The 26,319-nt window shown below is 72.2% G+C and carries 17 protein-coding genes; 13 read left to right on the top strand and 4 right to left on the bottom strand.

The genetic code is table 11. The features are described 5' to 3' along the window. Positions 1–66: 66 nt before the first annotated feature. The gene (locus ACFZDL_RS00550; protein WP_353590577.1) at positions 67–1,956 is read right to left on the bottom strand and encodes a 3-hydroxybutyryl-CoA dehydrogenase; all 1,890 of its coding nucleotides are present in this window, start codon (positions 1,954–1,956) and stop codon (positions 67–69) included. 371 nt (positions 1,957–2,327) lie between these two features. Between ACFZDL_RS00550 and ACFZDL_RS00545 the strand changes: the two genes are divergently transcribed. Next, positions 2,328–3,002: a HEAT repeat domain-containing protein gene (locus ACFZDL_RS00545; protein ID WP_353590576.1), complete on the top strand. Its 675-nt coding sequence runs from the start codon at positions 2,328–2,330 to the stop codon at positions 3,000–3,002. Positions 3,003–3,298: 296 nt separating this feature from the next. On the opposite strand, the gene ACFZDL_RS00540 is transcribed toward ACFZDL_RS00545, so the two are convergent. Continuing rightward, positions 3,299–3,811 carry a GNAT family N-acetyltransferase gene (locus ACFZDL_RS00540; RefSeq protein WP_353590575.1) on the bottom strand — a complete coding sequence of 171 codons (513 nt, stop codon included), beginning with the start codon at positions 3,809–3,811 and terminating at the stop codon, positions 3,299–3,301. 82 nt (positions 3,812–3,893) lie between these two features. Between ACFZDL_RS00540 and ACFZDL_RS00535 the strand changes: the two genes are divergently transcribed. Further along, positions 3,894–4,670, top strand: a complete 777-nt coding sequence (locus tag ACFZDL_RS00535) for an SDR family oxidoreductase (RefSeq protein ID WP_353590574.1) — start codon at positions 3,894–3,896, stop codon at positions 4,668–4,670. 48 nt (positions 4,671–4,718) lie between these two features. Then, positions 4,719–5,075, top strand: coding sequence for a MerR family transcriptional regulator (locus ACFZDL_RS00530; RefSeq protein WP_353590573.1), 357 nt, complete (start codon positions 4,719–4,721; stop codon positions 5,073–5,075). 22 nt (positions 5,076–5,097) lie between these two features. Here the strand turns inward: ACFZDL_RS00530 and ACFZDL_RS00525 are convergent, their stop codons facing one another. After that, complete coding sequence (locus tag ACFZDL_RS00525) at positions 5,098–6,168, bottom strand: Rv2578c family radical SAM protein (RefSeq protein ID WP_353590572.1); 1,071 nt, start codon at positions 6,166–6,168, stop codon at positions 5,098–5,100. Positions 6,169–6,316: 148 nt separating this feature from the next. Further along, positions 6,317–7,768 carry an MFS transporter gene (locus ACFZDL_RS00520; protein ID WP_353590571.1) on the bottom strand — a complete coding sequence of 484 codons (1,452 nt, stop codon included), beginning with the start codon at positions 7,766–7,768 and terminating at the stop codon, positions 6,317–6,319. 219 nt (positions 7,769–7,987) lie between these two features. Between ACFZDL_RS00520 and ACFZDL_RS00515 the strand changes: the two genes are divergently transcribed. From ACFZDL_RS00515 to ACFZDL_RS00470, 10 genes are all read left to right on the top strand, one after another. Beyond that, positions 7,988–8,566 (top strand): helix-turn-helix domain-containing protein, encoded by a 579-nt coding sequence (locus ACFZDL_RS00515; RefSeq protein WP_353590570.1) that lies wholly within the window; start codon positions 7,988–7,990, stop codon positions 8,564–8,566. A gap of 122 nt (positions 8,567–8,688) precedes the next feature. Further along, on the top strand, positions 8,689–9,138 hold the full coding sequence (locus ACFZDL_RS00510; protein WP_353590569.1) for an SRPBCC family protein: 450 nt from the start codon (positions 8,689–8,691) through the stop codon (positions 9,136–9,138). A 186-nt stretch (positions 9,139–9,324) separates the two neighbouring features. Then, positions 9,325–11,946: an MFS transporter gene (locus ACFZDL_RS00505; RefSeq protein ID WP_353590568.1), complete on the top strand. Its 2,622-nt coding sequence runs from the start codon at positions 9,325–9,327 to the stop codon at positions 11,944–11,946. 184 nt (positions 11,947–12,130) lie between these two features. Continuing rightward, a complete protein-coding gene (lanKC, locus tag ACFZDL_RS00500; protein ID WP_353590567.1) occupies positions 12,131–14,818 on the top strand; it encodes a class III lanthionine synthetase LanKC in 2,688 nt (895 codons plus the stop codon). Position 14,819: 1 nt separating this feature from the next. Beyond that, positions 14,820–14,954: a SapB/AmfS family lanthipeptide gene (locus ACFZDL_RS00495; protein ID WP_353590566.1), complete on the top strand. Its 135-nt coding sequence runs from the start codon at positions 14,820–14,822 to the stop codon at positions 14,952–14,954. Positions 14,955–15,064: 110 nt separating this feature from the next. Continuing rightward, positions 15,065–16,912 carry an ABC transporter ATP-binding protein gene (locus ACFZDL_RS00490; RefSeq protein WP_353590565.1) on the top strand — a complete coding sequence of 616 codons (1,848 nt, stop codon included), beginning with the start codon at positions 15,065–15,067 and terminating at the stop codon, positions 16,910–16,912. A gap of 134 nt (positions 16,913–17,046) precedes the next feature. Continuing rightward, positions 17,047–18,021 carry a hypothetical protein gene (locus ACFZDL_RS00485; protein ID WP_353590564.1) on the top strand — a complete coding sequence of 325 codons (975 nt, stop codon included), beginning with the start codon at positions 17,047–17,049 and terminating at the stop codon, positions 18,019–18,021. Positions 18,022–18,122: 101 nt separating this feature from the next. Beyond that, the gene (locus tag ACFZDL_RS00480; RefSeq protein ID WP_353590563.1) at positions 18,123–20,735 is read left to right on the top strand and encodes a SpoIIE family protein phosphatase; all 2,613 of its coding nucleotides are present in this window, start codon (positions 18,123–18,125) and stop codon (positions 20,733–20,735) included. Then, entirely contained in the window at positions 20,732–21,499 is a 768-nt protein-coding gene (locus ACFZDL_RS00475) for a class I SAM-dependent methyltransferase (RefSeq protein WP_353590562.1), read from the top strand. Before ACFZDL_RS00480 ends, ACFZDL_RS00475 begins: the two co-directional genes overlap by 4 nt. A gap of 127 nt (positions 21,500–21,626) precedes the next feature. Next, entirely contained in the window at positions 21,627–26,318 is a 4,692-nt protein-coding gene (locus ACFZDL_RS00470; protein WP_353590561.1) for a hypothetical protein, read from the top strand. Position 26,319: the final 1 nt, after the last annotated feature.

The following is a 26,319-nucleotide window of genomic DNA, read 5'->3' as shown; positions in this document are numbered from 1 at the left end:
CCCGGCGGGGGCCCCGGCTGCGGACCCGGGGCGGGCTCCAGCAGCCCGCCCCAGCCCGCCCGCTCCTCAGGCCTTCGCATACTCGCGGAAGCCGCGTCCCGTCTTCCGCCCCAGGCACCCCGCCGCGACCAGGTGCTCCAGCAGCGGTGCCGGCGCGAGGCCCGGCTCCCGGAACTCGCGGTGCAGCACCCGCTCGATGGCCAGGGACACATCCAGGCCCACGACGTCCAACAGCTCGAAGGGGCCCATCGGATAGCCGCCGCCGAGCTTCATCGCGGCGTCGATGGCGTCCGGCGAGGCGTAGTGCTCCTGGACCATCTTCACCGCGTTGTTGAGATACGGGAACAGCAGGGCGTTGACGATGAAGCCGGCCCGGTCGCCGCAGTCCACCGGGTGTTTGCGCACGGCCCGGCACACCGCGTGCGCGGTGGCCCGCACGTCGTCCGCCGTGAGGACCGTACGCACCACCTCGACCAGCTTCATCGCGGGCGCCGGGTTGAAGAAGTGCAGGCCGACCACGTCCTGCGGGCGCGAGGTCGCGCGGGCGCAGGCGATCACCGGCAGGGAGGAGGTGGTGGTGGCCAGCACCGCGCCCGGCTTGCAGACCTTGTCCAGCGTCGCGAACAACTGCTGCTTGACGGCCAGGTCCTCCGCCACCGCCTCGACGGCCAGGTCCACGTCCGCGAAGGCGTCCAGCGACCCCGCTGGGGCGATCCGGGCCAGCGTCTCGTCGCGGTCCTGCTCGCTCAGCCGCCCCTTGGCCACCGACCGCTCCAGGGACCGGGCGATCCTGGTTTTGGCCGCCTCCGCCTTCTGCGGGGTGCGCGCGGCCAGGACGACGTCGTGGCCCGCCTTGGCGAAGACCTCGGCGATCCCGCTCGCCATGGTGCCCGAGCCTGCGACCCCCACCGCGCGGACGGGCCGCGCGGCGACCGTGGCCCCGGCGGCGGGGTCCGGGGTCAGCGCGTCCGGGACCACGGCACCGCTGCCCGGCGCGTCGTACGTGTAGAAGCCGCGGCCCGCCTTGCGGCCGGTCAGCCCGGCCTCGGCGAGCTGGCCCAGGACGGGCGCGGGCGCGTGCAGCCGGTCCCCGGAGGCCGCGTACATCGCCTCCAGGACCGTACGGGCCGTGTCGATGCCGACCAGGTCGAGCAGCGCCAGCGGGCCCATCGGCAGGCCGCAGCCCAGCCGCATCGCGGCGTCGATGTCCTCACGCGCCGCGTACTTCGCCTCGTACATCGCGGCGGCCTGGTTGAGATAGCCGAACAGCAGCCCGTCGGCGACGAACCCCGGCCGGTCGCCGAGCGCGACCGGCTCCTTGCCGAGATCGCGGGCCAGCGCGGTGACCGCGGCGACGGCGGCCGGCGCGGTCAGCACGCTGGAGACGATCTCGACGAGCTTCATGGCGGGCGCGGGGTGGAAGAAATGCAGGCCGAGAACGCGCTCCGGGCGGGCGGAGTCGGCGGCCAGCCGGGTCACGGACAGCGCGTTCGTGCCGGTCGCCAGGATGGTGTCGGGCCGGACGACGGCGTCCAGGGCCGCGAAGACCTCCTGCTTGAGGTCATAGCTCTCCGGCACCACCTCGATCACCAGATCGGCGTCGGCCGCGGCCCGCAGATCGGTGCGGACGCGGAAGCGGGCCAGCGCGTCCTGCCGCTCCGACTCGGTCATCCGCTCGCGGCGCACGGCGCGGGCGGTGGCGCTCTCCAGCGCGGCGAAGGCCCGGCGGGCGGCGCTCTCGCTGATGTCGACGCCGATCACCTCGCGGCCCGCGCGGGCCAGCAGTTCGGCGATTCCGGTGCCCATCGTGCCGAGCCCGATGACGGCGACAGTAGTGAGCGGGGCCTTGGAGGGGGAGAGATCTGGGGAGGGCGTACGGCTGGGCGCGGGGCCAGGCGTGCGGCTGGCCGTACGGCCGGAGGGACGGCCGGCGTCGTTGGTCGGAAGACGGTCCATCGCGGACTCCAGAGGGTGTTCCCCGGAAGTGGGGATGACGTGACGACTGAGAGGAGCTTTCGGTCATGCGCGTTTGGGTCATGCGCGGCGGGCTGACACGAAACTCCGGCGGAAGGGCTTGCACGCTCCCTGACGGACAGCGCCACACGGAGGAAACTGCCCCTGGGAGACACCCGGCCGGCCCTGTCCCGGGGCCAGGCCGTACACATCTGCACTGCCGAACCGACTTCACACGGCGGCTGCGTCACCAGGCCGCCAGAGCAGGGGTGCTGCTCGTGTGGCCAGTTTAACTCGCGGGTAACCAAGACGCCAGAGCTCACTTTGTGACCCGCGCGCCGGGGCGCCGGTCACCGGGGAGGGGAGACCACGACATGGACGAAGAATTCCGCGTATTGACCGACCGGGTGCGGGCCTCGCTCTCGTCCCCGGAGGAGACCAGGGCCCACGCCTCGCTGCTCGCGCTCGTACGGCAGGGCACCCCCGCCGCCCGCGAACAGCTCGCCCGCATCCTCGTCGCGCCCGAGCAGCCGCTGTGGGCGCGGGAGACCGCCGCGTTCGTGCTCGGCAGCGCGGGCGACCGGCGCGCCTTCGAAACCCTGGTGCTCCTGCTCAACTACCGCGAACCGGCGCGCTGTGCGACCGCCGCCCGCGTCCTGGCCCGCCTCGGCGATCCGCGCACCGCCCGCGCCGCGGCCGCCCTGGCCACCAACCCGCTGCGCACCGCCTACTCCCTCCACCCCATCCGCCTCCTCGTCGAGCTCCGCGCCCCCGAATCCGTCCCGGCCCTCGTCGCCGCCCTCGAACGCCAACTGGCCGCCCGCGACCGCCACTGGCCGATCGCCCGCGCCTGTGTTGAAGGCCTCGGTGCCATCGGCGACGAACGCGCCGTCCCAGCCCTCACCTCCGCCTCCCGCCACCCCCGCCTGAGCGCGGCCGCGGCGGCGGCCCTGGCCCGCATCAGCGGCGGGGGCGGTCTCGCGGGCGGCGGCGACGGCGCCGCCCGCCGCCCCGCGCCGGACAAGCCGGGTCGGGCGCGGGTGCGGTGACGCGTGGCGGTGGGCGGTCGGTTCTGCGGCCTGGCGCTGCCCGCCGCCCTCCTGACTGATCGGGGCCGCGGGTGCGTTGAGGCGCGGGGGCGTGGTGAGCGCGGGGCGGCGGCGGACGACCGCACGCCGGGCGTGCGGTCCGGGGCCGGGCATGGCGCGCCTCGCGCGGACCGCGCCGCTGCGCGGTCGCGGCGGGCGGCTCCGCGCGCCGGAGGACCGCTGCGCGGGGCCCGGCGTCGCGTCCTCGGGAGGCGCCGCCTACGGGGACCGCCGTCGGGGGACGTGTCGCTGGGGCCTCAGGCCGGCGTGAGGGCGAGAGTTCGTACGTAGCGGAGTTCGGGGACGGGGACGCCGTTCACCTCGTAGTCCTCTTTGCCGCCGTCCGGGGTGAATCCCGCGCGTTCGTAGAAGCGCCGCGCGTGGGTGTTGCCCTCCAGGACCCACAGCCGCAGGTGCGGGAAGGCGCGTTCGGCGGCCCTGGTGACGGACTCCGTCAGCAGGGCGTGCCCGATGCCGGTGCCGATCAGGTCGGGGCGTACGTAGATCGCGTACAACTCCGCGTCGCCGGACGGCAGATCGTGGTCACGGTACGGGCCGAGACACGCCCAGCCCACCACCTCGCCGACCGCGCTCTCGGCCACGAGGTTGACGACGTCCCCCACGCCCCGGGAGAAGAACTCCCGCCGCCGCGCCGCGTCCTCCTCGACGCTCAGGCCGTCCAGGTGGGCCTGCGGTATCAGCCCCCGGTACGCCGCCTGCCAGCCGCGCACCCGCACCGCCGCCACAGCGTCGATGTCCGCCTCCGTCATGAGCCTTACGGTTACGCCGTCCATCCGTCCACCGTAGGCTGCTTGACCCTGTCGTTGGCGGCAGGGTCGCAGGATCCCGGCCATGAACGACAACAGCGACAGCGAAACCACTCTCCCGTTCGCCGGCAAGGTCGCACTCGTCACCGGCGCGGGCACCGGCATCGGCCGGGCCACCGCCCGTGCGCTCGCCGGGCAGGGCGCGCGGGTGGTGGTTGTCGGGCGGCGGCCGGGGCCGCTGGACGAGACGGCGGCGGGGCACCCGCGGATTCAGCCCCTTCCGGCCGACATCACCGCGGAGGGCGCCGCCGAGGACATCGTGCGGCGCGTGACCGAGTCGTACGGGCGACTGGATGTGCTGGTCAACAACGCCGCGGTCGTGCGCTCCGCGGCGCTTGGCGACATCACCCCCGAGCTGGCCGCCCCACTTCTGGCGACCAACCTCCTCGCGCCCGTCCTGCTGACACGGGCGGCCCTCGGCCCGCTGGAGGAGAGCGGCGGCGTGGTGGTGAACGTCAGCACCTCCGTCGGCCAGCGGGCCTGGCCGGGCAACTCCTTCTACGCGGCGACGAAGACCGCCCTCGAAACGCTGACCCGCAGCTGGGCGGTGGAGCTGGCGACGCGCGGGGTGCGGGTGGTGGCCGTCGCGCCCGGGGCGATCGAGACCCCGATCGGGGAGCACCAGGGGCTGACGCCCGAGCAGCGCGTGCGGGTGCGGGCCTGGCAGCTGGCCCACACCCCGCTGGGGCGGATCGGGCGGCCGGAGGAGGTGGCGTGGGCGATCGTCCAACTGGCCTCGCCGGGGGCGGCGTTTGTGACGGGGGTCGTGCTGCCGGTGGACGGCGGGGCGGTGATCGGCTGATGGGCGGCTGAGCGACAGCTGATAGAAACGGCACCGGAGGTGGGACCGGTGCGGATCGGGGAACTGGCGAAGGCCACGGGCGTGACGCCGCGCGCGCTGCGCCACTACGAGCAGGCGGGGCTGATCACGTCCTCGCGCGAGCACAACGGCTACCGCGACTACGACGAGCGCGCCGCCGTCCGCGTCCGCAACATCCGGCATCTGCTCGCCGTGGGTCTCACGCTGGACGACGTCCGCTGCTTCCTGCCGTGCCTGGACGGCGACATGACGAGGGCGAAACCCAGTCAAGAAGGGCTCGACATCGCCCGGGACCGGCTCGCCGTCCTCGACGCGCGCATCGCCGCCCAGATCGAGGCCCGCGACCGGCTGGCGGCCGCCCTGAACAGGGTGAGCGCGAGCGTGTGACGCCCCCACGGAGTGGGGGCACTCACAGCAGTGTCAGTTGGTCGGGCGCATGGGCGGTGACCCCAGCCGTGCCCGTCTCCGTCTCCGCGTCCGTGTCCGTCTCCGTATCCGTATGGTCCGGGACGCCCCGGTGCGCGCCCGCGCGGTACGGGCCGATGCCGTACTCGTCGGCGAACTCGTGGACCATCCCGGTGATCCGCCGCTGATACCACCGGGGCGCGTACGTCCCGCCCTCGTACAGCGCGTCGTACCGGCGCAGCAGGCGCGGGTGGTGGCGGGTGAGCCAGGCCGTGAACCACTCGCGGGCGCCGGGCCGCAGATGCAGTACGAGCGGCGTCACGGAGGTGGCCCCGGCCGCCGCGACGGCCCGTACGGTCGCGCGCAGCTGCTCGGGGGAGTCGCTGAGGAAGGGGAGGACCGGGGCCATCAGCACACCGCACGGGATGCCGTGGTCGGTCAGCGTGCGCACCGCCTCCAGCCTGCGCTGGGGCGAGGGCGTGCCCGGCTCGACGGTGTGCCACAGCTCGGGGTCGGTGAAGCCGACCGAGACGGAGACGCCGATGTCGGTGACGCGGGAGGCGCGCCGCAGCAGCTCCAGGTCGCGCAGGATCAGGGTGCCCTTGGTGAGGATGGAGAAGGGGTTGGCGCGTTCGGTCAGGGCGGTGAGGATGCCGGGCATCAGCCGGTAGCGGCCCTCGGCCCGCTGGTAGCAGTCGACGTTGGTGCCCATGGCGATGTGCTCGCCGCGCCAGCGGCCTGAGGCCAGCTCGCGGCGGAGCAGTTCGGGGGCGTTGACCTTGACCACGATCTGGGTGTCGAAGCCGAGCCCGGTGTCGAGGTCGAGATAGCTGTGCGTCTTGCGCGCGAAACAGTAGACGCAGGCGTGACTGCAACCGCGGTACGGGTTCACCGTCCATTCGAACGGCATCCGGGAGGCGCCGGGCACCCGGTTGACGATCGAGCGGGCGCGGATCTCGTGGAAGGTGATGCCCCGGAACTCGGGGGTGTCGAAGGTGCGGGTGGTCACCGCGTCCGCCGGGAAGAGGGCGGGCGCGGCCGCCCCGTCGCCGTCGGTCAGGTTGTCCCAGCGCATGGCTCGCACCTCCGGGGGTCTCGCTCGTACCCAGAATTAGAACACATGTTTCATTCATGGGTGTCAACCCCCGGAGGCCGGTGTCGTGCGTTCCGCGTCGCCCTTGTCCCGGTCGGCCCGGTCGGCCCGGTCGGTCCTGTCGGCCCCGTCAGCCCCGGGCGCCCGGCGCCGTGGCCCGGGGCTCGGTGAGTGCGGGGCCGCCGGCGGCGCGCAGGGTCCCGGCCGTGTGGCGGGCTCGGCGGGCCGGGACGAGCAGGGCCGCGAGGGCGGCGGCGAGGCAGAGCAGGGTCAGCAGGGCGAAGCCATGGGCGTAGCCGGATTCGTACGGCAGGCCGGAGGGCTGGAGGTGGCCGGTGACCAGCACGCTGGTGACGGAGGCGCCGATGGAGCCACCGATGGTGCGGATGTTGGCGTTCATGCCGGTCGCGGCGCCGGTCTGCTCGGCGGGGACGCTGCCCACGATGAGGTTGGCCATCGAGGCGAAGGCCAGGCCGATGCCGAGGCCGAAGATCCCGGCGACGAACGCCACCTGCCACTGCCGGTCGTGCCACAGGGTGAGGAAGCCACAGGCGACGGCGCCGAGCGCGGCGCCCGTCACCAGCAGCCGCTTGGCGCCGAGGCGCGGTTCGAGGCGGCCGCTGAGCACGCCCGCGGCGAACATGGCGATCAGCATGGGGAGCATCAGCAGCCCGGCCCCGGTGACACTGGCGCCGAAGCCGTACCCCGCGGCGGACGAGGTCTGCGCGAAGGCGGGGAGGAAGGACCAGATCGCGTACATGCCCGCGCCGAACAGCAGCGCCGCGGCGTTGGTGGTCCACACGGCGGGCAGCCGCATGACGCGCAGGTCGATCAGCGGGTGGGCGGAGCGGGCCTCGGCCAGCAGCCACAGGGCGAACAGCAGCGCGGCGGCCGCGAAGAGCATGATCACCCGGGCCGATCCCCAGCCCCACACGGTCGCCTGGCTGAGCGGCAGCAGCAGCGCGACCAGCCAGCCCGAGAGCAGCAGGGCGCCGGTCCAGTTGACGCGTCCGGTGGCGCGGGTGGGGGAGTCGGGGATGAAGCGCAGGGCGATCAGCGCGGTGGCGGCGACGATCCCGACGGGCAGCCAGAACAGCCAGCGGTAGTCGAGGGCGCTGACGATGGGCCCGGCGGCGACCATGCCGACGCCGCCGCCCGCGGCGATGACCGCCGAGAGGTTGCTGATGCTGGGGCTCACCTCCTCGGCGGCGAACTCGTCGCGGATGATGCCGAAGGAGAGCGGGAAGAGCGCGCCGCCGACGCCCTGGATCACCCGGGCGACGATGAGGACGCCGATCGTGGGCGCGAGCGCCGCGAGCAGACAGCCGAGCGTCAGCGCGCCGAGGACCGCGACCAGGGTGCGCTTCTTGCCGATCAGATCGCCGACGCGGCCGAGGATCGGGGTGAAGATCGAGGCGGAGAGCAGATACGCGGTCATCACCCAGGTCGCGGTCGACTGCGAGGTGTGCAGGGCGTGCTGCACGGTCGGCAGGGCCGGGGCGATCAGCGACTGGAGCATGGAGAACACGCCGGCGCCTGTCGCGAGGACCGCGAAGGTGAGGCGGGTGGAGCTGCGGGGCATGGTGACCTCTCCGGACGGGACAGGGGACGGGCGGCGCGCGCCGGGCGCGGCCGACCAGGGGCACGGGCACGGTGGAACGGTGGGCGCACGAGGGTGCGCGACCGGCAGTGCACGGCCCCGACTGATAAAGTGGAGGTGTACCTCCACTCTAACGGAGGTGAACCTCCACTTTCAAGCGACTCCCCTCCTGCCTCGACCCGATTCCGCCCGGAGGCCCCCGTGACCGTCCCGCAGCTCCCCGTCGACGAGATCGTCGCGGCGCAGCGCCCGCACCGCCGGGATGCCGCGCGCAACTACGACGCGCTGCTCTCCGCCGCGCGCGAGGTGTTCGCCGAGAGCGGCGCGGACGCGCCGCTGGAGGACATCGCCCGCCACGCCGGGGTGGGCATCGCCACGCTCTACCGGAACTTCCCCACCCGCCGCCATCTCTTCGAGAGCGTCTACGCCGACGAGGTCGCCGCGCTCTGCCGGGTGGCCGGGGAGGCCGCCGCGCTGGAGCCCTGGGAGGCGCTGGACTCATGGCTGCGCCGCTTCGTCGGCTACAGCGTCACCAAGCGGGCGATCCGCGAGGCCATGGACGGCGAGTCGGACATCTTCCAGGCCTGCCGCGAGTCGATGTACCGGGCGGGCGGTCCGCTCTTCGACCGGGCGCGGCAGGCCGGTGAGATTCGTACCGATATCGACTTCGATGACCTGCTGCGGATGGTGGCCGGGATCACCGCGACCAACTTCCTTGACGACGCCCAGCGCGACCGCGTCCTCGGCGTGGCCCTCGACGGCGTCCGCGCCGCGCGCTGATCCAGCCGCCGCCGCTCGTCCGGTGGCGGCCTCCAATTAGGCAAAGTCCCAGCAAAAATGGTTGGCTTGCCGCAGTCGATGGCGCCGCAGCCGAGGCGCCGTTCAGCGAGTGGAGGAGAGCAATGGGCCAAGTCGAGGCCACCACCGAGCGGATCGTCACGGGCAGCCCCGAGGACGTGTTCGACGCGCTCGCCGACTACAGCGGTGTGCGCGGCCGGCTGCTGCCGGAGCAGTTCAGCGAGTACGAGGTACGCGAGGGCGGCGACGGTGAGGGCACGCTGGTCCACTGGAAGCTCCAGGCCACCAGCAGGCGGGTGCGCGACTGTCTGCTCGAGGTGACCGAGCCGACCGACGGGGAGCTCGTCGAGAAGGACCGTAACTCCTCGATGGTCACCACCTGGGTCGTGACCCCGGCGGGCGAGGGGCAGGCGCGGGTGGTCGTCACCTCGACCTGGCAGGGCGCGGGCGGCATCGGCGGCTTCTTCGAGCGGACCTTCGCGCCCAAGGGCCTGGCCCGGATCTATGATGCGTTGCTCGCCAACCTCGCCACCGAGGTCGCGAAGCAGAAGTAACCGAAGGCTCACCGGATCGGGTGGTTTTCTTCGCGGCGCGATTAACCGCCGCACACCCTCCGACCGGGGCGAAAGCCCCCCACGTCCCTCTCCCCACCGGTCAGCGGCGATTCGCCGCGCTTGCTCACAGTTGTCGCGTAATGCGAGAAAAGGGCGGCGGTGCAGGCGCGACGAGGGGAGAAGGACGTGGGCGGGATCACCTGGACCCCCGTGGCCAAGGGGGGCGAGCCGGGGCGCGCCGCCGCGCCCGTACCCGCCTGGGCCCGGACGGCACAAGAAGCGGCCCAGCAGGCGCAGCAAGCGCAGCAGACCCAGCAGGCCCTGCCGGTACACGAGACGACACGGCAGACGGCGCACCAGGCCACACATCAGGCCGCGCACCACGCCGCACTCGACGCCGCGCACCAGGCCGCCGGGGAGGCGCCGGGCCGCGGCGGGGCGGGCCCTGGCGCGCCGGGCGGCGGCACTCCGGCCGGGCTCAGCCCGGCCCGGGTCCGGATGGTCTTCTTCGGGCTGATGCTCACCCTGCTGCTGGCGGCCCTCGACCAGACCATCGTGGCCACCGCCCTGCCGAAGGTGGTCGGTGAACTGCACGGCCTGGACAAGATGTCCTGGACCATCACCTCCTATCTCCTCACCTCGACCATCGTCCTGCCGGTCTACGGCAAGCTCGGCGACCTCATGGGGCGCAAGGGCGTCTTCCTCTTCTCCATCGCCGTCTTCGTGGCCGGCTCCGCGCTCGCGGGCTGGTCGCGCACGATGGACGAGCTGATCGCCTTCCGGGCGGTCCAGGGCGTGGGCGCCGGCGGCCTGATGATCGGCATCCAGGCGATCATGGCGGACATCGTCCCGGCCCGTGAACGCGGCCGCTACATGGGGCTCATCGGCGCCTCCTTCGGCCTCGCGTCGGTCGCGGGCCCCCTGATCGGCGGCTTCTTCACCGACCACCTGTCCTGGCGCTGGTGCTTCTACATCAATGTGCCCTTCGGCCTGGTCACCCTCGCCGTCGTGGCCGTCGCCCTCAAGCTGCCCAGGCAGACCCGCCGGGCGCGCTTCGACTACGTGGGCGCGCTGCTCCTGGCCGTGTCCTCGACCTGTCTGGTGCTGCTGACGAGTTGGGGCGGCACCGAATACCCGTGGAAGTCCCGCGTCATCCTCGGGCTCGCGCTCGGGGCGCTGGGCAGCGCGATCCTCTTCGTCGTCGTCGAGTCCGTGGCGGTCGAACCCATCATCCCGCTGCGGCTGTTCCGCGACTCGATCTTCTGCGTCACCGGGCTCGTCGGCATGGTCCTCGGCGTGGCGCTCTTCGGGGCCGCCAGCTATCTGCCCACGTTCCTCCAGATGGTCGACGGCGTCAGCGCCACCGAGTCGGGGCTGTTGCTGCTGCCCATGATGGGCGGCATGGTCGTGGCCTCCGTCGCCTCGGGCCAGCTCATCAGCGCCACCGGCCGGTACCGGATCTACCCCATCCTCGGCGGCGCGCTCTCCGTCATCGGCATGTGGCTGCTCTCCCGGATGGACGAGGACACCTCCCGCCAGGACTACAGCCTGTGGATGGGGGTCCTGGGGCTCGGCATGGGGCTGGTCCTGCCGGTGCTGGTGCTCGCCGTCCAGAACTCCGTACGCCCCGCCGACATCGGCTCCGCCACCAGCGCCAACAACTACTTCCGGCAGATGGGCGGCAGTGTCGGCGCGGCCGTCTTCGGCACCCTCTTCGCCCACCGCCTCGCCGACCGGCTCGCGGTCGAACTCCCCACGGGCAGCGCCGATCCCGGGGCGTCCGGCGCCGGGATCCCCGACCCCGAGTCGGTCACCCCGCAGCTGGTGCACTCGCTGCCCGGCGCGCTGCGCGACGGCTACATCGCGGCGTACGCCGACGCCATGCCGCGGATCTTCCTCTATCTCGTGCCGGTGCTCGTCCTGGGCTTCCTGCTCGCCTTCCTGCTGAAGGAGAAACCTCTGGTGTCCCACACCGACTTTGCCGTCCAGCAAGACCCCGTCGTCCCGGCCGCGCGCACCGTGCCCCGCGCCGCCCCGACGCCCACCACCGCCGGCATCCCGGTCTGCGGCACCGTCCAGCACCACGACGGCACCACGGTCCCACGGGCGGCGCTCACCCTCATCGACGTCGCGGGACGCCAGATCGGGCGCGGGGCCACCGGGGAGGACGGGCGGTACGCGCTGAGCACACCGGGCGCCGGTTCGTACATCCTGATCGCCGCGGCCGGCGGCCATCAGCCGCGGGCGGTCAGCGTCACCGTCGGCGACCGCCCGGTCGACCTGGACGTCGTGCTCGGCGGCGCCGGGCGGCTGGCCGGGACGGTCCGCACCGCGGACGGCGCCCCGGTGCGGGACGCGACGGTCACCCTCACCGATGTGCGCGGCGAGGTCGTCGCCACCACCCGCAGCGGGATCGACGGCGGCTATGTGATCGCGGAGTTGGTGGCCGGCGAGTACACCCTCGCCTCCAGCGCCCCCGCCTTCCGCCCCGCCGCGCTGCCGGTCACCGTCCAGGCCGCCCGCGAGACCCGGCAGGACATCGAACTCGCGGGCGGCGCCGTGCTGCGCGGCGTGGTGCGGGCGGGCGGCGGACGGCTCGTCGAGGACGCGCGCGTCACCCTGCTGGACGCGGCGGGCAACGTCGTCGACACGGTCACCACCACGGCGGACGGCGCCTTCCGCTTCGTCGACCTCTCGGCGGGCGAGTACACGGTGATCGCGGCCGGCTATCCGCCCGTCGCGACCGTCCTCCAGGTCGCGGGCGGCGGCCGCACCGAACGCGACCTCCAACTCGGCCACGAGGACTGAGCGCTCCGGGGCAGGCAAGGGTGATCAGGCTGCGGCCCGGCCCGCCCGACGCCCCGGATCGACTTCCGCTTTCCCCTCCGGTTCCTGACCTGCTCTGCCGGTTCCAGGTTCCGCCAAGGTTCAGGCCAGCCCGGCCGCGCACAGTGTCAACGGCTGATGCGGCCAGGCGAGGGAGGCGATCGCGATGGACCGGAGTTACGAGGCGTTCTGTATCACCGATCCCGACTTCTACGATCGGATCGACGTCGACGTCGCGGACGAGCATCTCTTCCCGGTCCTGCGGAAGGGTGCCGTTCCGGCGGGGTGGCGGCGGATCGCGGCCCCGGGCTGGGTGACCCTTCATCCGCCGGGAGTGCGCCTCCCCGTGCAGGGGTGGAAGGTCCACGTGTCGGCGGCCATGGAGCACGCCGACGCCGTGACCGAGAAGGTGTGGACCTACTGTGTCGAGCACATCACGACCTTCAAACTCGTTCCCAGCCGCCGCGAGTACCGCAATCGCAACTCCAAGTACGGGGAGCGGGCGGGGAGCGGGAAGCTGGCGACGATCTACGCCGTCGACGAGCGGCACCTGCTCGCGATACTGACCGGGCTTGGGGAGGCGCTCCACGGCGTCCCGGGGCCTTACATCCTGAGTGATCTCCGCTGGGGCAGCGGACCGCTGTACGTCCGGTACGGAGCCTTCAGGCCACGGACCCTGGTGACGGCCGACGGCCGCGAGACGATGGCCATCGAGACGCCTGACGGCACACTCGTGCCGGATCCACGAGGCCCCGTCTTCACGGTCCCGGATTGGGTCCGAATACCGGACTTCCTCCAGCCGGAAGTCGCGCGCCGGAACGCCACACGCGTCGACGACCTGCCGTGCGACATCGTCCGTGCCCTCCACTTCTCCAACGGCGGCGGCGTCTACGAAGGAAGAGACAAGGACTCCGGGGCCAGGGTGGTCGTGAAGGAGGCCCGGCCGTACGCGGGTCTCGACGGCGCCGGCCGGGACGCGGTGAGCCGGCTGCGGCGCGAACGGGACGTCCTGGAACGGCTGCGCGGACTGCCCGGGGTGCCCGAGCTCAAGGGGTATTTCACGGCGGCGGACCACGAGTTCCTGATCGAGGAATTCGTCGAGGGGGAGTCCCTCTACAGCGAGTGCGGTCAACGCAACCCGCTCATCGCGCCGGGCCCGGCCGGTGCGGAGGAACTGCGGGAGTATCGCCGCTGGGCCATGACGGTCTGGCAGCAGGTGGCCGACCTGGTGCGGGCCATGCATGCGAGAGGTGTGGTCTTCGGCGACCTGCACCAGTTCAACGTTTTGCCGGCCCCGAGCGGGGAGCGGGTCTCCCTGATCGACTTCGAAGCGAGTTGGTTCATCGGCGAGAACGGACGGCAGACACTGGCCAACCCGGGTTTCATGGCCCCACGGGGCTTTACCGGGCCGGACGTCGACGAATTCGCACTGGCCGCCCTCAAAATCGCGATCTTCGCGCCGCTGACACCGTTGATCTGGCTGGACGGCGGCAAGGCCGCCCATCTGGCCGCACTCGTCGCCGAGCGGTTCGGGGTGCCCGAGGAGTGGCTGGCGGACGCGGTGGCTGTGCTGCAGAAGGCCGCGGACGCCCCCGGGAAGGCGAAGCAGACTCCTGGAGAGGCGGGGGAGCCCCCTGAGCGGGCAGCCGTGTCACGGCCGGTCGGCGCCGTGACTGCGGCATGGCCCGCGTGCCGGTCGTCGATGGTCACCGCGATCCGCGACAGCGCCACCACCGCACGCACCGACCGGCTCTTCCCCGGAGACATCGCCCAGTTTCTCGAACCGGGGGCGGCCCTCGGAATGGCCCACGGTGCCGCGGGCGTGCTGTGGGCCCTGCACACGGCCGGCGCCGAGCGGTTCCCCGAGGGGGAGAAGTGGCTGCTCGAACAGGCTTTGCGGGACCGCTCCGATGATCCTCCCGGCTTCTACAACGGCCTGCACGGAATCGCCTACGCGCTATGGGACCTGGGCCGCTGTGACGCCGCCGTCCAGATACTGGAGAACGTTCCGCGAGACGACGCGAAGCTGCCCGACAGCAGCCTGTTCAAAGGGCTTTCCGGGGTAGGCCTGAACTGGCTGCATTTCGCCCGGGTGTGCGGCGAAGACCGATATCTGCGGCGAGCGCTGCACGCGGCAGACACGGTGCGGGAACGTCTGGGAAAGGTAACGGACGTCCCTGAGGTCAGCGGAGGTGGCAACGGCATCGCCGGGCTCATGCTCGGTTCCTCCGGGCCGGCACTGCTGCTGACGGCGGTCTTCGAGGAAACCGGGGATCCAGGGTATCTCGACGCGGCCGCGACGGCTCTTCGGCAGGACCTCCGACGCTGTGTGCTCGACGACAAGGGCACGCTGCAGATGAACGAGGGTTGGCGGGCCACTCCCTATCTCGCCAGTGGCAGCGTCGGTGTCGGGATGGTGCTCGACCGTTACCTGAGGTGCCGCCCCGACCCGGAACTCGCCGGCCGGCTCGCACAGATCCGGTCCGCGGCCACTTCGTCGTTCTATCTCTTTCCCGGGCTCTTCCACGGGGCCGGAGGAATGGTCCTCTTCAACGCGAACCACGCACCTGGCCCGCAGAACTTCGGCGACCGGCTGCCCACTGTCCTCGACTGGCACGTCCTCGACTGGCGGGGACACCTCGGCTTCCCAGGGAGCCAGTTGCTCAGGCTGTCCATGGACCTGGCCACCGGCAGCGCGGGGGTCCTCCTCGCCCTCACGGCGGCAGACCGGGCGGGAGGCGGACGGGAACAACGCGTTTCCCTCCCCTTCCTGCTGCCCTCAGAACTCCCGGCGGCGCGCACCCGAAGCGCCGGCCGGGGATCGGAAACGGAAGTGAAGGAAGGAGGTGAATGATATGTCCATCTATGACCTGCAGGGTCTGGAGAACGACGCGGAGACGGCGATGATTCAGGCGAGCTCCCCGAGCGTCAGCTGCTGGAATCCGTCTCCCGCGCCCAGCACAGTCTCGATCGGCTGCTGGGACTGGTGATCGCCAGACCGGTTGCCTAGCCGAGCACAACCGAAGGGGTGGCCGCTCCAGGGTATTCCGGAGCGGCCACTCCACCCACGCGACGGGAGAAAGGCCGGAGGACAGCAACCGTGGACGACATAGGGCAACACGCGGGCTATCGCCGCCTGTGCCGGTTCCTGCGCCCTTTTACCGCCAGGATCACGCTCCTGGTCGGCCTGGTCGCGTTGCAGTCCGTGCTGGCCGTGGCCCCCGCGTTGGTCGGGCAGCACCTCATTGACGACGGTGTCCTGCGGCGGGACACCGGCACCGTGCGGTCGCTCGGAGGGGTTCTGGTGCTGCTGGGCCTGGCTCAGGCCGTGGTGGCGTTCGCGCAGATGTGGTTCGCCACCCGTCTTGCCGAGGACATCGTCATGAGGCTGCGGATCGACCTCTTCGCCCATCTGCGCCGGCAGTCCCTCGGATTCTTCATGGCGGCGAGGAGGGGAGCCATCGTCTCGCGGCTGCACGGAGACGTCCTCGGTATGCAACGCCTCATCTCTCAGACGCTCCCCGCCGCTGTCGGGGCACTGGTGACGCTCGCGACAGCCGGATCCGGCATCGTGACCGTGAACTGGCGACTGGCCCTCATAGCGCTGTGCCTGGTGCCCATGGTGGGGCTGGTGACGTCCTCCTTCAGCAGGACGCTGCGCAGCACGAGTCAGCGGCAGCTTCAGGTGCAGGCCGACATGGATGCCCTGGTCGCCGAGCGATTCAGCCCAGGTGGCGCCGAGGTGGGGTGTTACTACGGTCACGCCGGGCTCGATACGTCCCATTTCCGCGCTCGAGCCGGACGGGTGCGGGACGTCGCGGTCCGAAGGGCTCTGCTCAGCGCCGGGCTGGCCGGCTCACTGACCCTGATCATCGGCATCACCGCGGCGGCGACCTATGTCCTCGCCGGCCAGTGGGTGATTTCCGGGGCGATGAGCGTCGGCACCATGGTGGCCTCGGTGGCGCTGCTGGCCATGCTTCACGGGCCGCTCACCGCCCTCTCCGGCGTCAAAGTCGACCTGGTTGCCGGAATGGTGGGCTTCGCCCGTGTCCAGGAGGTCCTGGACTTCGCTCCGCCGATCGCTGACGAGCCGGGAGCACGTGCCCTTCCCCAGCGCGGTGGCCGCGCCCCCGTGGTGACGTTCTCCCATGTGGACTTCACATACCCGCCACGCAGCGGCCTGGTGGTGCCCTCCCTGGCCGTTGGCGACGAGGGAGCCGGCGACGAGGGGGGAAAACACGAGAGCCGGCCCGCTCCGCTCCTCCGGGCGGTGGACTTCACCGCCGCGCCCGGGACGACCGTCGGCATCGTTGGACTCTCCGGCGCCGGCAAGTCCACTCTCATCAAGCTGTTGACCCGCACCTGGGACGTCGACGCGGGACAGGTGCTGATCGACGGCGTGGATGTCCGGAAGCTGCGGCTGGCCGAACTGAGGGCGATCATCGGAGTGGTCACCCAAGAGACGTTCATGTTCAACGACACCATCCGCAACAACCTCAGACTGGCCCGCCCGGACGCCGACGAGGACGAACTCGTCGAGGCCTGCCGCACCGCCCAGATATGGGATCTCATCGAAAGTCTTCCCGACGCACTCGACACGGTCGTCGGCGATCAGGGTTTGCGGTTGTCCGGAGGAGAGCGTCAGCGGCTCGCCATCGCCCGGTTGCTGCTCAAGCGCCCACAGGTTGTGGTGCTCGACGAGGCGACGTCCCACGCCGACAATGTGACCGAGCGGGCGGTACGGAACGCTCTCCGACCCTTCCTGCGAACCCGCACCTGCCTGGTGATCGCCCACCGACTCTCCACCGTACGGGACGCCGACCTGATCCTGGTCATGCGCAACGGGCACGTGGTCGAACGTGGCCGCCATGAGGAACTGGCACAAGCCGGCGGCTGCTACGCGAGCCTTCACCAGGCGCAGCAGGGGATCGCTCCGACAGCACCCTGAGACTGGCCATCCGCCGGTCACCTCGGTCCTCCCCGCGCGCGCCGGGCTGTCCTAGACTCCCAGCGTTGTCAACGAGAACGCGTCGATGTAGCCGGATCCCGATGGTCGGCCGCATCCGGGGGAGAGGAGCCGCCATGGCAACGGGGGGATGGGGTCCGCCGAGCGGCCCCGGGCAGGGAGGCAATCGCTGGGGACCGCAGCCCCCGGCACCCGATCCGTACGCGCCGCCGCCGACACCGGATCCCTACGGGCCGCCGCCGACGCCCGATCCGTACGGGCCGCCGCCCAACCCCTACGGGGCGCCGCCCCCGTCGCCCGGGCCCTACCGGCCGGCGCCCACGGGCCGGCGCTGGTACCGGCGGGTGCCCTTCCTCTCCTTCCTCGTCCCCCTGCTCCGCCTGGCGCACCGGCCCGCGCGGAAACTGTTCGACCAGGACGGCGGTGGGCGTGTCCACGACCCCGTGGTGGACCGCGTCCAGATCACCCGCACGGTGCTCGGCCTCCTCGCCACGTTCGCCCTCTACTACACGTACGGATCGGAGGGCGACCTGAAGGACCAGGCCAGCGAGAGCGCCGGCCAACTCATCGTGACCCCGGTCCTGCTCCTCATCGCCGGACCGGTGATCATCGCCCTCTTCATCCGCTACGCGCCCGCGGAGCGGCGGCGGTTGCTGCGCGCCCGGCTCAGTGTCCCGGCCAAGACCGTCGGCTGGTACGTCCTGACCGTGGCCGTCCTCGTCGCCACGTTGTGGGGGATATCGGCCAACCCCGACGTGCTGGAAGGGCTGCACGGGGTGTGGCTGTTCGTGGCCGCGGTCCCGGCGCTCGTGTTCGTGCTGTGGGGGCTGCCGTTCTTCTTCATGGCCTCGGCCTACGTCGCCCGCTCAGCCTTCAACACCGCCTATGTGCACGCCGCGCTGCCGGCCGTGATCACCGTGGTGATGGTGTGGATCATCGCCGTCCTGAACGCGACCGGGGGCGGTATGCCGGGCGGGCCGCTGTGGGCGCAGTTCTGCGCCCTGTTCGGCGGCCCGCTGTCGGTGACCGGGCTCTCCCTGTGGGAGCTGCACCGGCTGCGCACCCGGCACGGCGTGACCATACGCGGCTGAGACAACCCCCTATTCGGGTATTGCGGCGCACGGCCGCCCGCGGCGGTCGTACCGTGGGTAGCGGTGGCGCAGATCTTGCCTGGCTAAGGAGTCTTCCGCCTATGGACCGTGGCACGTCGCGCGGCGACGACGAGGTGGGCGGGGTGCCCAGGGTGCCGGTGCAGCGGGGCGGCGGGCCCGGGCAGATGCCGCTCGCGGTGGTGGTCATCGACGCCGACGGGCTGGTGACGCACTGGAGTTCAGGGGCGCGCCGGCTCTTCGGGCGCAGCCGCGAGGAGGCCGTGGGCTGCCGGGCCGTGGATCTGCTGCCGGTCTCGGGCGCGCTCGGCGGGGCGGACTGGGAGGGCGGGGAGCGCGGGCCGGAGCTGGACGCCCCGCTGGGCGCGGCGGCGCCCTATCCCACGGCCGGGCGGGCCCGCATGGGCGATCGGGCGGACGGCCCCGTTGATGTGTTGTGGTGGGCGTATCCGCTGGTCGGGCCGGGGCCTGAGCGGCTGTTGGTGCTCGCGGCCGACGCGTCGGGGCCGGCCGGGGCGGAGCGTGCGGCCGGCGGGGAGCGGGAGCGGTTCTCGCCGGGCTTCGCGCTGCACACCGAGTTCCCCGGCGCGGACCGGCTCGCCGGGCGGCTGCCGGACATCCTGCCCAACATGGGCCCGGTCAGGGCCGGCCGGATCGTCGCGCAGGTGCTTGAACTCGGCTACCCGGTCCTGGAGATCAGCAGGCACGAGCGGGTGCCGGTGACCCCGGACTGGGGCATGCCCCGCTACCGCGAGCGGCAGGCGCGGCAGGAGGCGGCCCGGCGCGCGGCGTCCGCCGGGGCCGCAGCCGGGGACGGGACCGGGGCCGGGGACGGGACCGGGGGCGCGGCAGGGGCCCGGGCCAGGATCAGGGCCGGGGATGAGGGCGCACGGGAAGTGTCGCGCGCCCCCGGTGTGCCGTACGCATCTGATGCCCCGTACGCATCCGAAGCCCCGTACGCATCCGAAGACCTCGACCTCGAGTACGCCGCCGTCCGCGAGCGCCTGGAATTCCTCAACGAGGTCAGCGGGCGCATCGGCAGCTCGCTCGACCTCGCCCGCACCATCCGCGAGGTCACCAGCGCCGCCGTGCCCCGCTTCGCCGACTTCGCCGGCACCCATCTGCGCGCCCAGGTGCTGGCCGGCGAGGGCTTCCCCGACGGCCCGCCCGACGTCACCACCGTCTGGCACCGGGTGTGGGTCGAGCACAACGACGAACCGGGCCGCTGGGACGACACCGTGCCGGTCGGGGAGTCCATCGCCTTCCCCGAGCACACGCCGTTCTTCCAGTGCATGGTCACCGGCGAGCCCGTGCTGATCCCGTACATCGACGACGCGTTGGGCGACCGGATCGCCGGGGAGTTCGAGAAACGGGACCTGCGGCCGCTGATCAACGGGCGGTCGCTGCTGATCGTGCCGCTCAAGGCGCGCAATGTGGTGCTGGGCTTCATGGTGCTGATGCGCCGCGCCGGGCGGGAGCGGTTCCACGACATGGACCGTACGACGGGCGCCGAACTCGCCGCCCGCGCCGGTCTGGTGCTCGACAACTCCCGCATGTACACCTACCAGGAGAACGTCGCCGAGACGCTCCAGGACAGCATGCTGCCCCAGGTCACCCCGCGCATGGCCGGATGCGACACCGCCACCCGCTATCTGCCGGGCACCCGGCTCGGCCGGGTCGGCGGCGACTGGTTCGACTGCGTCAAGCTGCCCGGCTCGCGCACCGCGCTCGTCGTCGGCGACGTCATGGGGCACGGCCTCAACTCGGCCGCGATGATGGGCCAGCTGCGCACCGCCGTACAGACCATGGCCGCCCTCGACCTGCCGCCCGCCCAACTGCTGCGCAACCTCGACGACCTGGCGCAGCGGCTCGGCGAGCACTACCTCGCCACCTGCCTGTACGCGGTCTACGACCCCATCCGCTCCGAACTGCTGATATCCAACGCGGGCCACATCCCGCCCGTGTTGGTGCGCGCCGAGGACGGCCGCAGCGCCCTGCTCGACCTGCCGACCGGAGCGCCCATCGGGGTCGGCGGGGTGCCCTTCGAGACGGCCCGGATACGGGTGGCGCCCGGCGACCGCCTGGTGCTGTGCACGGACGGCCTGGTGGAGGTGCGCGGCCAGGACATAGGCGCCGGCCTGGCGGCGCTGTGTGAGTCCGCCGCGCACCCGGCGGCGTCGATGGACGAGGCCTGCGACACCATCATCCGCGCCCTCAACACCAGGGGCGGCCGCAAGGACGACGTGGCGCTGCTGATGGCCCGGCTGGGCGGCATCCCGGCCGGGGACGTGGCGCAGTGGCGGCTCGCGCTGGAGCCGGGCGAAGTGGGGCGGGCGCGGCGCCTGGTGCGCGAGCGGCTGCTCCAGTGGGGGCTGCCCGAGGCGGTGGAGACCGCGCAGCTGCTGGTCAGCGAGGTGGTGACCAACGCGATCCGGCACGCCCACACCCACCATGTGGTGCTGCGTCTGGTGCGTACGGACGCGCTGCTGTGGGAGGTCTTCGACGACGACCACGAACTGCCGACACTGCTCAGCGCGGGCAGCGACGACGAGACGGGGCGCGGGCTGAGGGTGGTCGGCGCCCTGGCGCGGGAGTGGGGCAGCAGCCGGTCGGCGGACGGCAAGACCGTCTGGTTCGACCAGAGCCTTCCCCGCCCGGCGCAGGAGGAGGCCACTACGCGGAGGAGCGGCGGATGAGCGTGTCGGAGCGCTACAGGCAGGCGTGGGAGAGCTACTGGCAGAACACTTCGGACGCGCCGGGGGAGGCCATCTGGGACGCCGACCCGTCGCTGTCCGCGGTCCCGCACCTCGCGCTGCTGGCCCCGTACGCCGACGCCTCACTGCCGATCGCCGACCTCGGCTGCGGCAACGGCACCCAGACCCGCTGGCTGGCCACCCGCTTCCCCCGCGCCATCGGCGTGGACCTGTCCCGGGCGGCCATCGAGCACGCCCGGCGCGCCGATACGGAGAAGGTGGCGGAGTTTGAACAACTCAGCCTGACCGACACCGCGCGCGTACACGAACTCCATGAGCGGCTCGGCGACGTCAACGTCTATATGCGCGCCGTCATCCACCAGAGCGACCCGCCCGACCGGCTGCTGGTCGCCGAGGCGGTGGCCACGCTCCTGGGGCGGCGCGGCCGGGCGTTCGTGGCCGAGCTGACCGAGGAGTCCAAGGCCGTGCTGAGGGAGGCCGCGCAGGACCCCGGCGGCCCGCCGCCCAAACTCCGCCGGGTGTTCGACCACGGTCTGCGCCCCGCCGACGCGCGCACCGCGGAGGTGCCGGAGCTGCTGCGCGAGGCGGGCCTGACGGTGCTGGCCCAGGGGCCCACCACCCTGCCGCAGACCGAGTACCGGGCGGACGGGACGCGGATCGACCTGCCGGCGCAGTGGTTCGTGGTGGGCCCGGCGGAAGCGGGCCGGGGACCGAACGTCGGTGACGTCGCGCTGACATTGCGCTGACGTGAGGTGCCCTTCAGGGCAGACGCGATTGCCCCCAAGCGCGCATCCACGGCCCTCATCTGCCGGCGCCACCTGAGGGAAGCTCGGCCGGGACTGCACCGGAACCCCGCCGACAGGACCGCCCCCTGTGCATGCCCACGACCACGTGCCCGAGCCGGACGAGGCCAACGCCCGGAAACCGCAGCCGGGTCAGGCCGGAGACCAGGGGACTTCGCGGTCCACGGGGCCCGGCAGGGGCGCGCTCGACGCACGCTCGGTCCAGCGGTTGCAGCGTGGGGCGGGCAATGCCGCCGTGTCGCGGCTGCTCGCCGCGCAGCGGCCCACCGCGGCTCCGTTACGCCCGCCCCTGGGCCCGCCCCTGGGCCCGCCGGGGCAGGCGGGCGGCCCCGGTGCCCAGGGCCGGACGACGACCGCAGGAGCTACCGAGGCCCCCGGCCCCGTGCCGGACCAGCAGAACGCCGTGCCCCGGGCCGGCCCGGGGCACGCGGCGGCAGCCGCCTCGGGGAACGGGGCCGATGACGGCCGCTCGTCCCCGCACACGACCGGAGCCCCGGCCATCGCGAGGGCGGCGCCGGGGCAGTCGCCGGGGCGGCCGGAACGGCCCCGTCCCCCGGCGGACACGTCCGCGGTGCCGGAGCGGCTCCCGGACGGCGCGGCCGCCGCTGCTGCCGCCACCGCCGCGTCCCGCCGGGGCGAACTGCAGGAACTCCGTACCAGGGAGCGACCGGGCGCGTCGCTGCTGAAGGGGCAACACGAGGCGGCCGGGGGAGACCGTCCCCGTCACGGCCCCCAGCACCCAGCCCCCGCTCAGCCCTCCGGGGCACAGGACGGCGACAGGGACCGGGACCGACACGCCGATGAAGGCGCCGGCGGAGGTCCGGCGCCGCAGGGCGGCGACGGAAAGCAGATCGGCTTCGTCGAACTGGACCCGGAGCCGCTGATGCCCCCGCTGTGGGGCCAGTCGCCGGAGCAACACGCCCAGGAGGTGCGGGGCGTCAAGCAGACCCTGGCCCGGGACCGCGGTGTCGGCAAGGAGAAGCTGGCCGCGTTCACCGCCAACCTCCAGGCGAAATCGGCGGAGCTGGGGTCCCTCGCCCCCCAGCTGACCCGTCAGGTGGCCGCCGCCAGGGCCGCCGCCGTGGCGCGGATCGGCTCCGCCGAGAGCTCCGGAGTGGCGGCGGTGCAGGCCGCGGTGAGCGGTGCCCGGTCCCGCGTCAGGGCCCAGGCGGCGGCCGCCCGCGCCCAGGTGGAGGCCGCCCACTCGGCGGCCGTCGCGGGGATGCAAACGGCCACCACGGGCGCGCAGACCGCGATGGACAACGGCTTCCGCGCCTCCGATGAGTCCGTCACCGCCAAGCAGAACGACCGGCTGACCGCGCTCGGCGAGCTCTACACCCGCACCGAACAGCGCATGCGCGAGGCCGCGAGCCACGCGGGCACCCTCGCGGTCGGCGAGGGAAACCGCCGTGCCGAGCAGTACCGCGCCAAAATGATCCACCGCGACGACAACTGGTGGGACGGCCCCCTCACCGACAACCGCTGCAAGGCGCAGGCGAACGCCGCCACGAGCGTCGGCGAAGCGTACCGGGACGAGCTGCCCAAGGCCGTCGACGAGCCCATCGGCGACATGAACAGCGGCAGGCCGGAGGCGGAGAAAACGGTCCGGTCGGTCGCCGACGACGTCCGCAAGACCCTCGACACCGTACTGAAGCAGAGCGGGAAGAGCCTCACCGACGCGCACACCCAGACCCTCAGGGGCGCCGAGGACGCCAAACGCGCCGCCCTGCAGGGCATCAGCCAGGCCGTCGCCGCCGCCGAGGCGAGCCTGACGCAGCTGCAGACCTCGCAGACCGCGGCCATCCGCGCCCAGGCCGGCCAGCAGCGCCAGGCCGCCGAACGGAGCGCCACCGCGACCGCCGCCGCGATCGGCAAGGGCGTCGCCACGGCGCGCGCCGGCCTGGACCGTGGCCTGAAGGAGTTCCTGCGGATACTCGGCCAGGACGAGGTGCCCGACCCCGAACAGCTCGAGGAAGTACTCCGCGACACCGGCACCCAACTCGACGAACAGCTGGAGAGCTCGGCCAAAGGCCTGCGCGGACAGGCCGACCGGGCCGCCACGGGGCTCGGCACGACGGCGGAGCGCGCGGCCCAGACCATGTCGGCCGCCGCCCGCGCCGCGTCGGGCTCGGCGCAGCAGACCGCGTCGTCCGCCGGCCAGACCCTGTCCCGCACCGCCTCCCAGACGGCGACCGGCCTGCGTCAGGTGCAGCAGAGCTACGCCGAGACCGCTCGCGCCGTGCAGACGGGCCATCAGGACGCCGACCGACAGGTGCTCGAGGGACTGGACAAGGCGTACACCGAACTCGCGGGCAAGTTCCAGCAGGGAGCGGACCAGCAGGTCAAGGCCGTCGCCGAAGGCCTCAACAAGGCCGCCACGCAGGACATCCACCCGACGATCGACAAGGAGGCGAAGAAGGCCCGGGACAAGGTCAAGCCGCGATGGCACACCGTCCTGACCATCGTGGTCGTCATCGTCGTGGTGGTGGCGCTGTCGATCGCCCTGGGCCCGCTGGTCATCGGCGCCGTCACGGCGGGAGCGGCGGCGCTCGGCGCGAGTGCTGCGGCCGCGAGCGTCATCGGGGTCGTCGTCGGCGGCGCCATCGTGGGCGCGGCGGCGGGCGCCGTCGGACAAGTGGTGAGCAACGCCCTCAACGGCCAGCCCCTTCTGGACGGCGTCGTCAAGGCGGCGATCTTCGGCGCGGTCGGCGGTGCCGTCGGCGGCGGGGCGTCGGCCACTGTCGCTCGCACCGCCCTGAGCACGGGCGCCCGCGTCGGAGTCGAGATGGCGGTCGAGGTGGTCACCGAGGTCGGGCTCGGGGCCCTGGACGCGATGATCAGCGGCCAGGCGTACACCTGGAACGACGTACTGCTGGGCGCGGTCACCACAGTGGCCGTCACCGGGGTGATGGCCCACCCGCGCGTCGAGGCGATGACGGCACGCGTACAGGCGAGCGTGGCCGGCGGCCTCAGGAACCTGGGCATCAAGGTCCCCGAGCTCGCGGGAGCGGTCGACACCCCCGACGTCGACACCCCCGCCGCGCCCCGGGCCGACGTCGACACCCCCGCCGCGCCCCGGGTGGACGCCCCGGACGCCCCGTCCCCGACCCGACCGGACGCCCCCGGCCCGACCCCCGGCCCCGACTCGGGCGGCGGCCCGGCGGGCACCCCACAACCCGGGCGCGGTCCCGGCGGCGCCACCTCCTGGGACGTCTCGGACATCGACCCCGCGACCGGCGGCGCCGGCAGCGCCGACGGCCCCGTACGCCCCCGCGACCAGGACGCGGTCGCGGCCGAACTCCGCGGCGCGCTGGGCTCCCTGGGCGACCGCGTCGACGTCACGATCGACCCCGACCTACCGGGCCGCACCGTACGCGTCCACTACGACATCGGCGAAGACGGCCTGATCACCAACGTCCGCATGGCCGCGGGCCCCTCCGCCACCCCCACCGACATCCGCCTCCACGCCCCCACCGCCCGCACCATGCTCCGCTACGGCGGCCTCAGCGGCCGGGTCCGCCAACTCCTGCGCCAGGTAACCGAATGGGTCGGCATCCACGGCTCGCCTCCGGTCGGCACGAGAGCCTGGGAAGCCCGCCTCGAACTCCGCAAACTCCCCAACGTCATCGCCGACCGCGCCCGCGCGTACGCCGACGCGGACCCGGCGGCCCGCGCCGAACTCGAAGCCGAGCTCGCCTCCCTCATCGCCCAGGTCGAGGTGCACGCCGCCACCCTCAAGGAATGGAACCTCGACCCGGGCCGGGGTTATGTCGCAGCCGAAAGCATGGGTAGAACGGAGGCCCATCGCCTTGGCTACACCGATGAGGACTTGCCCCCTGGACATACATGGCGCAAGTACCCTGACAAACCGCTGGAGCTCGTTCAAGTCGATACATCCACCAGGAAACACTGGTTCATTCCGCCGTCTGCGGAAATTCCGAATGGAATCATCGTCGACGAAAGGCCGCCGACCGCTCGGCCGCCTAAGCCTCGATTCGACGCCGATGCCGATCCCCCCATTACCCGGGAGCAGGCATTCGATATGCTGGGCGGCAATGACCCGAACCGCTCCTTGGGTAAGTTCATATCGGTGCTCAAGAGCGAAGGGATCATTGGCTCGGAGGCTGAGTTCATAGCGAAAATGCCGGATCCGGCGGGTCGTCTGCATGACGACGTGCGGCACACTGCCAAGGAATCCTTCGTCAAGCTGTTGGCCGAGAAGATCAACAGTCATGCTGATCTGATCCGCATCAGCGAGCAATTGCACGGTTCCGATCGTGGGCCCGTGGGCGAAGCCTGGTATCAGAAGACTCATGCGCCTGATGGAATCTCTCAGGTCGTGGTGGGCAAGGACGCTGTGCCCGGTGTCACCTTGGTGAAGCCTCGCAGGCTCGACCTTGTCGTGGACGATACGATCGTGGAGATCAAGAACATCTCGACCTATGACATAGAAATAAGGGGGCAGCTTGAGGACCTGATTAAAATTCCAGGGAAGAAGATATCCGTGAATGGGGAGGATCAGCATATTGCTCTCGTGCGCTTTACCATCCTGGACCATGAGGGTGTGCTGAACAATTCCTCCTGGCTGTACAAGTTCCTCCGCGACAATCAGAGCGCGGACCTCGTGGTGGAAGTGTTCAATGTCAAGGGTGAATCCAGGGAGATTACCCCACGAGACTGGAGGAGCCTCGATAATACGACTCCGCAGGGGCGCGACATGGTGGAATGGCTGAACGGCAAAACAACTGCGAAAGGCAAGTGAC

Origin of the sequence: Streptomyces sp. NPDC007917 (assembly GCF_042959105.1) — a bacterium.
Lineage (GTDB): Bacteria > Actinomycetota > Actinomycetes > Streptomycetales > Streptomycetaceae > Streptomyces.
Note: the sequence above shows the minus strand (reverse complement) of the source record. Positions and strands in the feature narration are given on the sequence as shown.

Bases quoted from the DNA above. Each gene is read 5' to 3' on its own strand.
- ACFZDL_RS00510 (WP_353590569.1), top strand. From the start codon at position 8,689: ATGGGCCAAGTCGAGGCCACCACCGAGCGGATCGTCACGGGCAGCCCC.
- ACFZDL_RS00520 (WP_353590571.1), bottom strand. From the start codon at position 7,768: ATGCCCCGCAGCTCCACCCGCCTCACCTTCGCGGTCCTCGCGACAGGC.
- ACFZDL_RS00480 (WP_353590563.1), top strand. From the start codon at position 18,123: ATGGACCGTGGCACGTCGCGCGGCGACGACGAGGTGGGCGGGGTGCCC.
- ACFZDL_RS00485 (WP_353590564.1), top strand. From the start codon at position 17,047: ATGGCAACGGGGGGATGGGGTCCGCCGAGCGGCCCCGGGCAGGGAGGC.
- ACFZDL_RS00525 (WP_353590572.1), bottom strand. From the start codon at position 6,168: ATGCGCTGGGACAACCTGACCGACGGCGACGGGGCGGCCGCGCCCGCC.
- ACFZDL_RS00545 (WP_353590576.1), top strand. From the start codon at position 2,328: ATGGACGAAGAATTCCGCGTATTGACCGACCGGGTGCGGGCCTCGCTC.
- ACFZDL_RS00535 (WP_353590574.1), top strand. From the start codon at position 3,894: ATGAACGACAACAGCGACAGCGAAACCACTCTCCCGTTCGCCGGCAAG.
- ACFZDL_RS00495 (WP_353590566.1), top strand. From the start codon at position 14,820: ATGTCCATCTATGACCTGCAGGGTCTGGAGAACGACGCGGAGACGGCG.
- ACFZDL_RS00540 (WP_353590575.1), bottom strand. From the start codon at position 3,811: ATGACGGAGGCGGACATCGACGCTGTGGCGGCGGTGCGGGTGCGCGGC.
- lanKC (WP_353590567.1), top strand. From the start codon at position 12,131: ATGGACCGGAGTTACGAGGCGTTCTGTATCACCGATCCCGACTTCTAC.
- ACFZDL_RS00475 (WP_353590562.1), top strand. From the start codon at position 20,732: ATGAGCGTGTCGGAGCGCTACAGGCAGGCGTGGGAGAGCTACTGGCAG.
- ACFZDL_RS00550 (WP_353590577.1), bottom strand. From the start codon at position 1,956: ATGGACCGTCTTCCGACCAACGACGCCGGCCGTCCCTCCGGCCGTACG.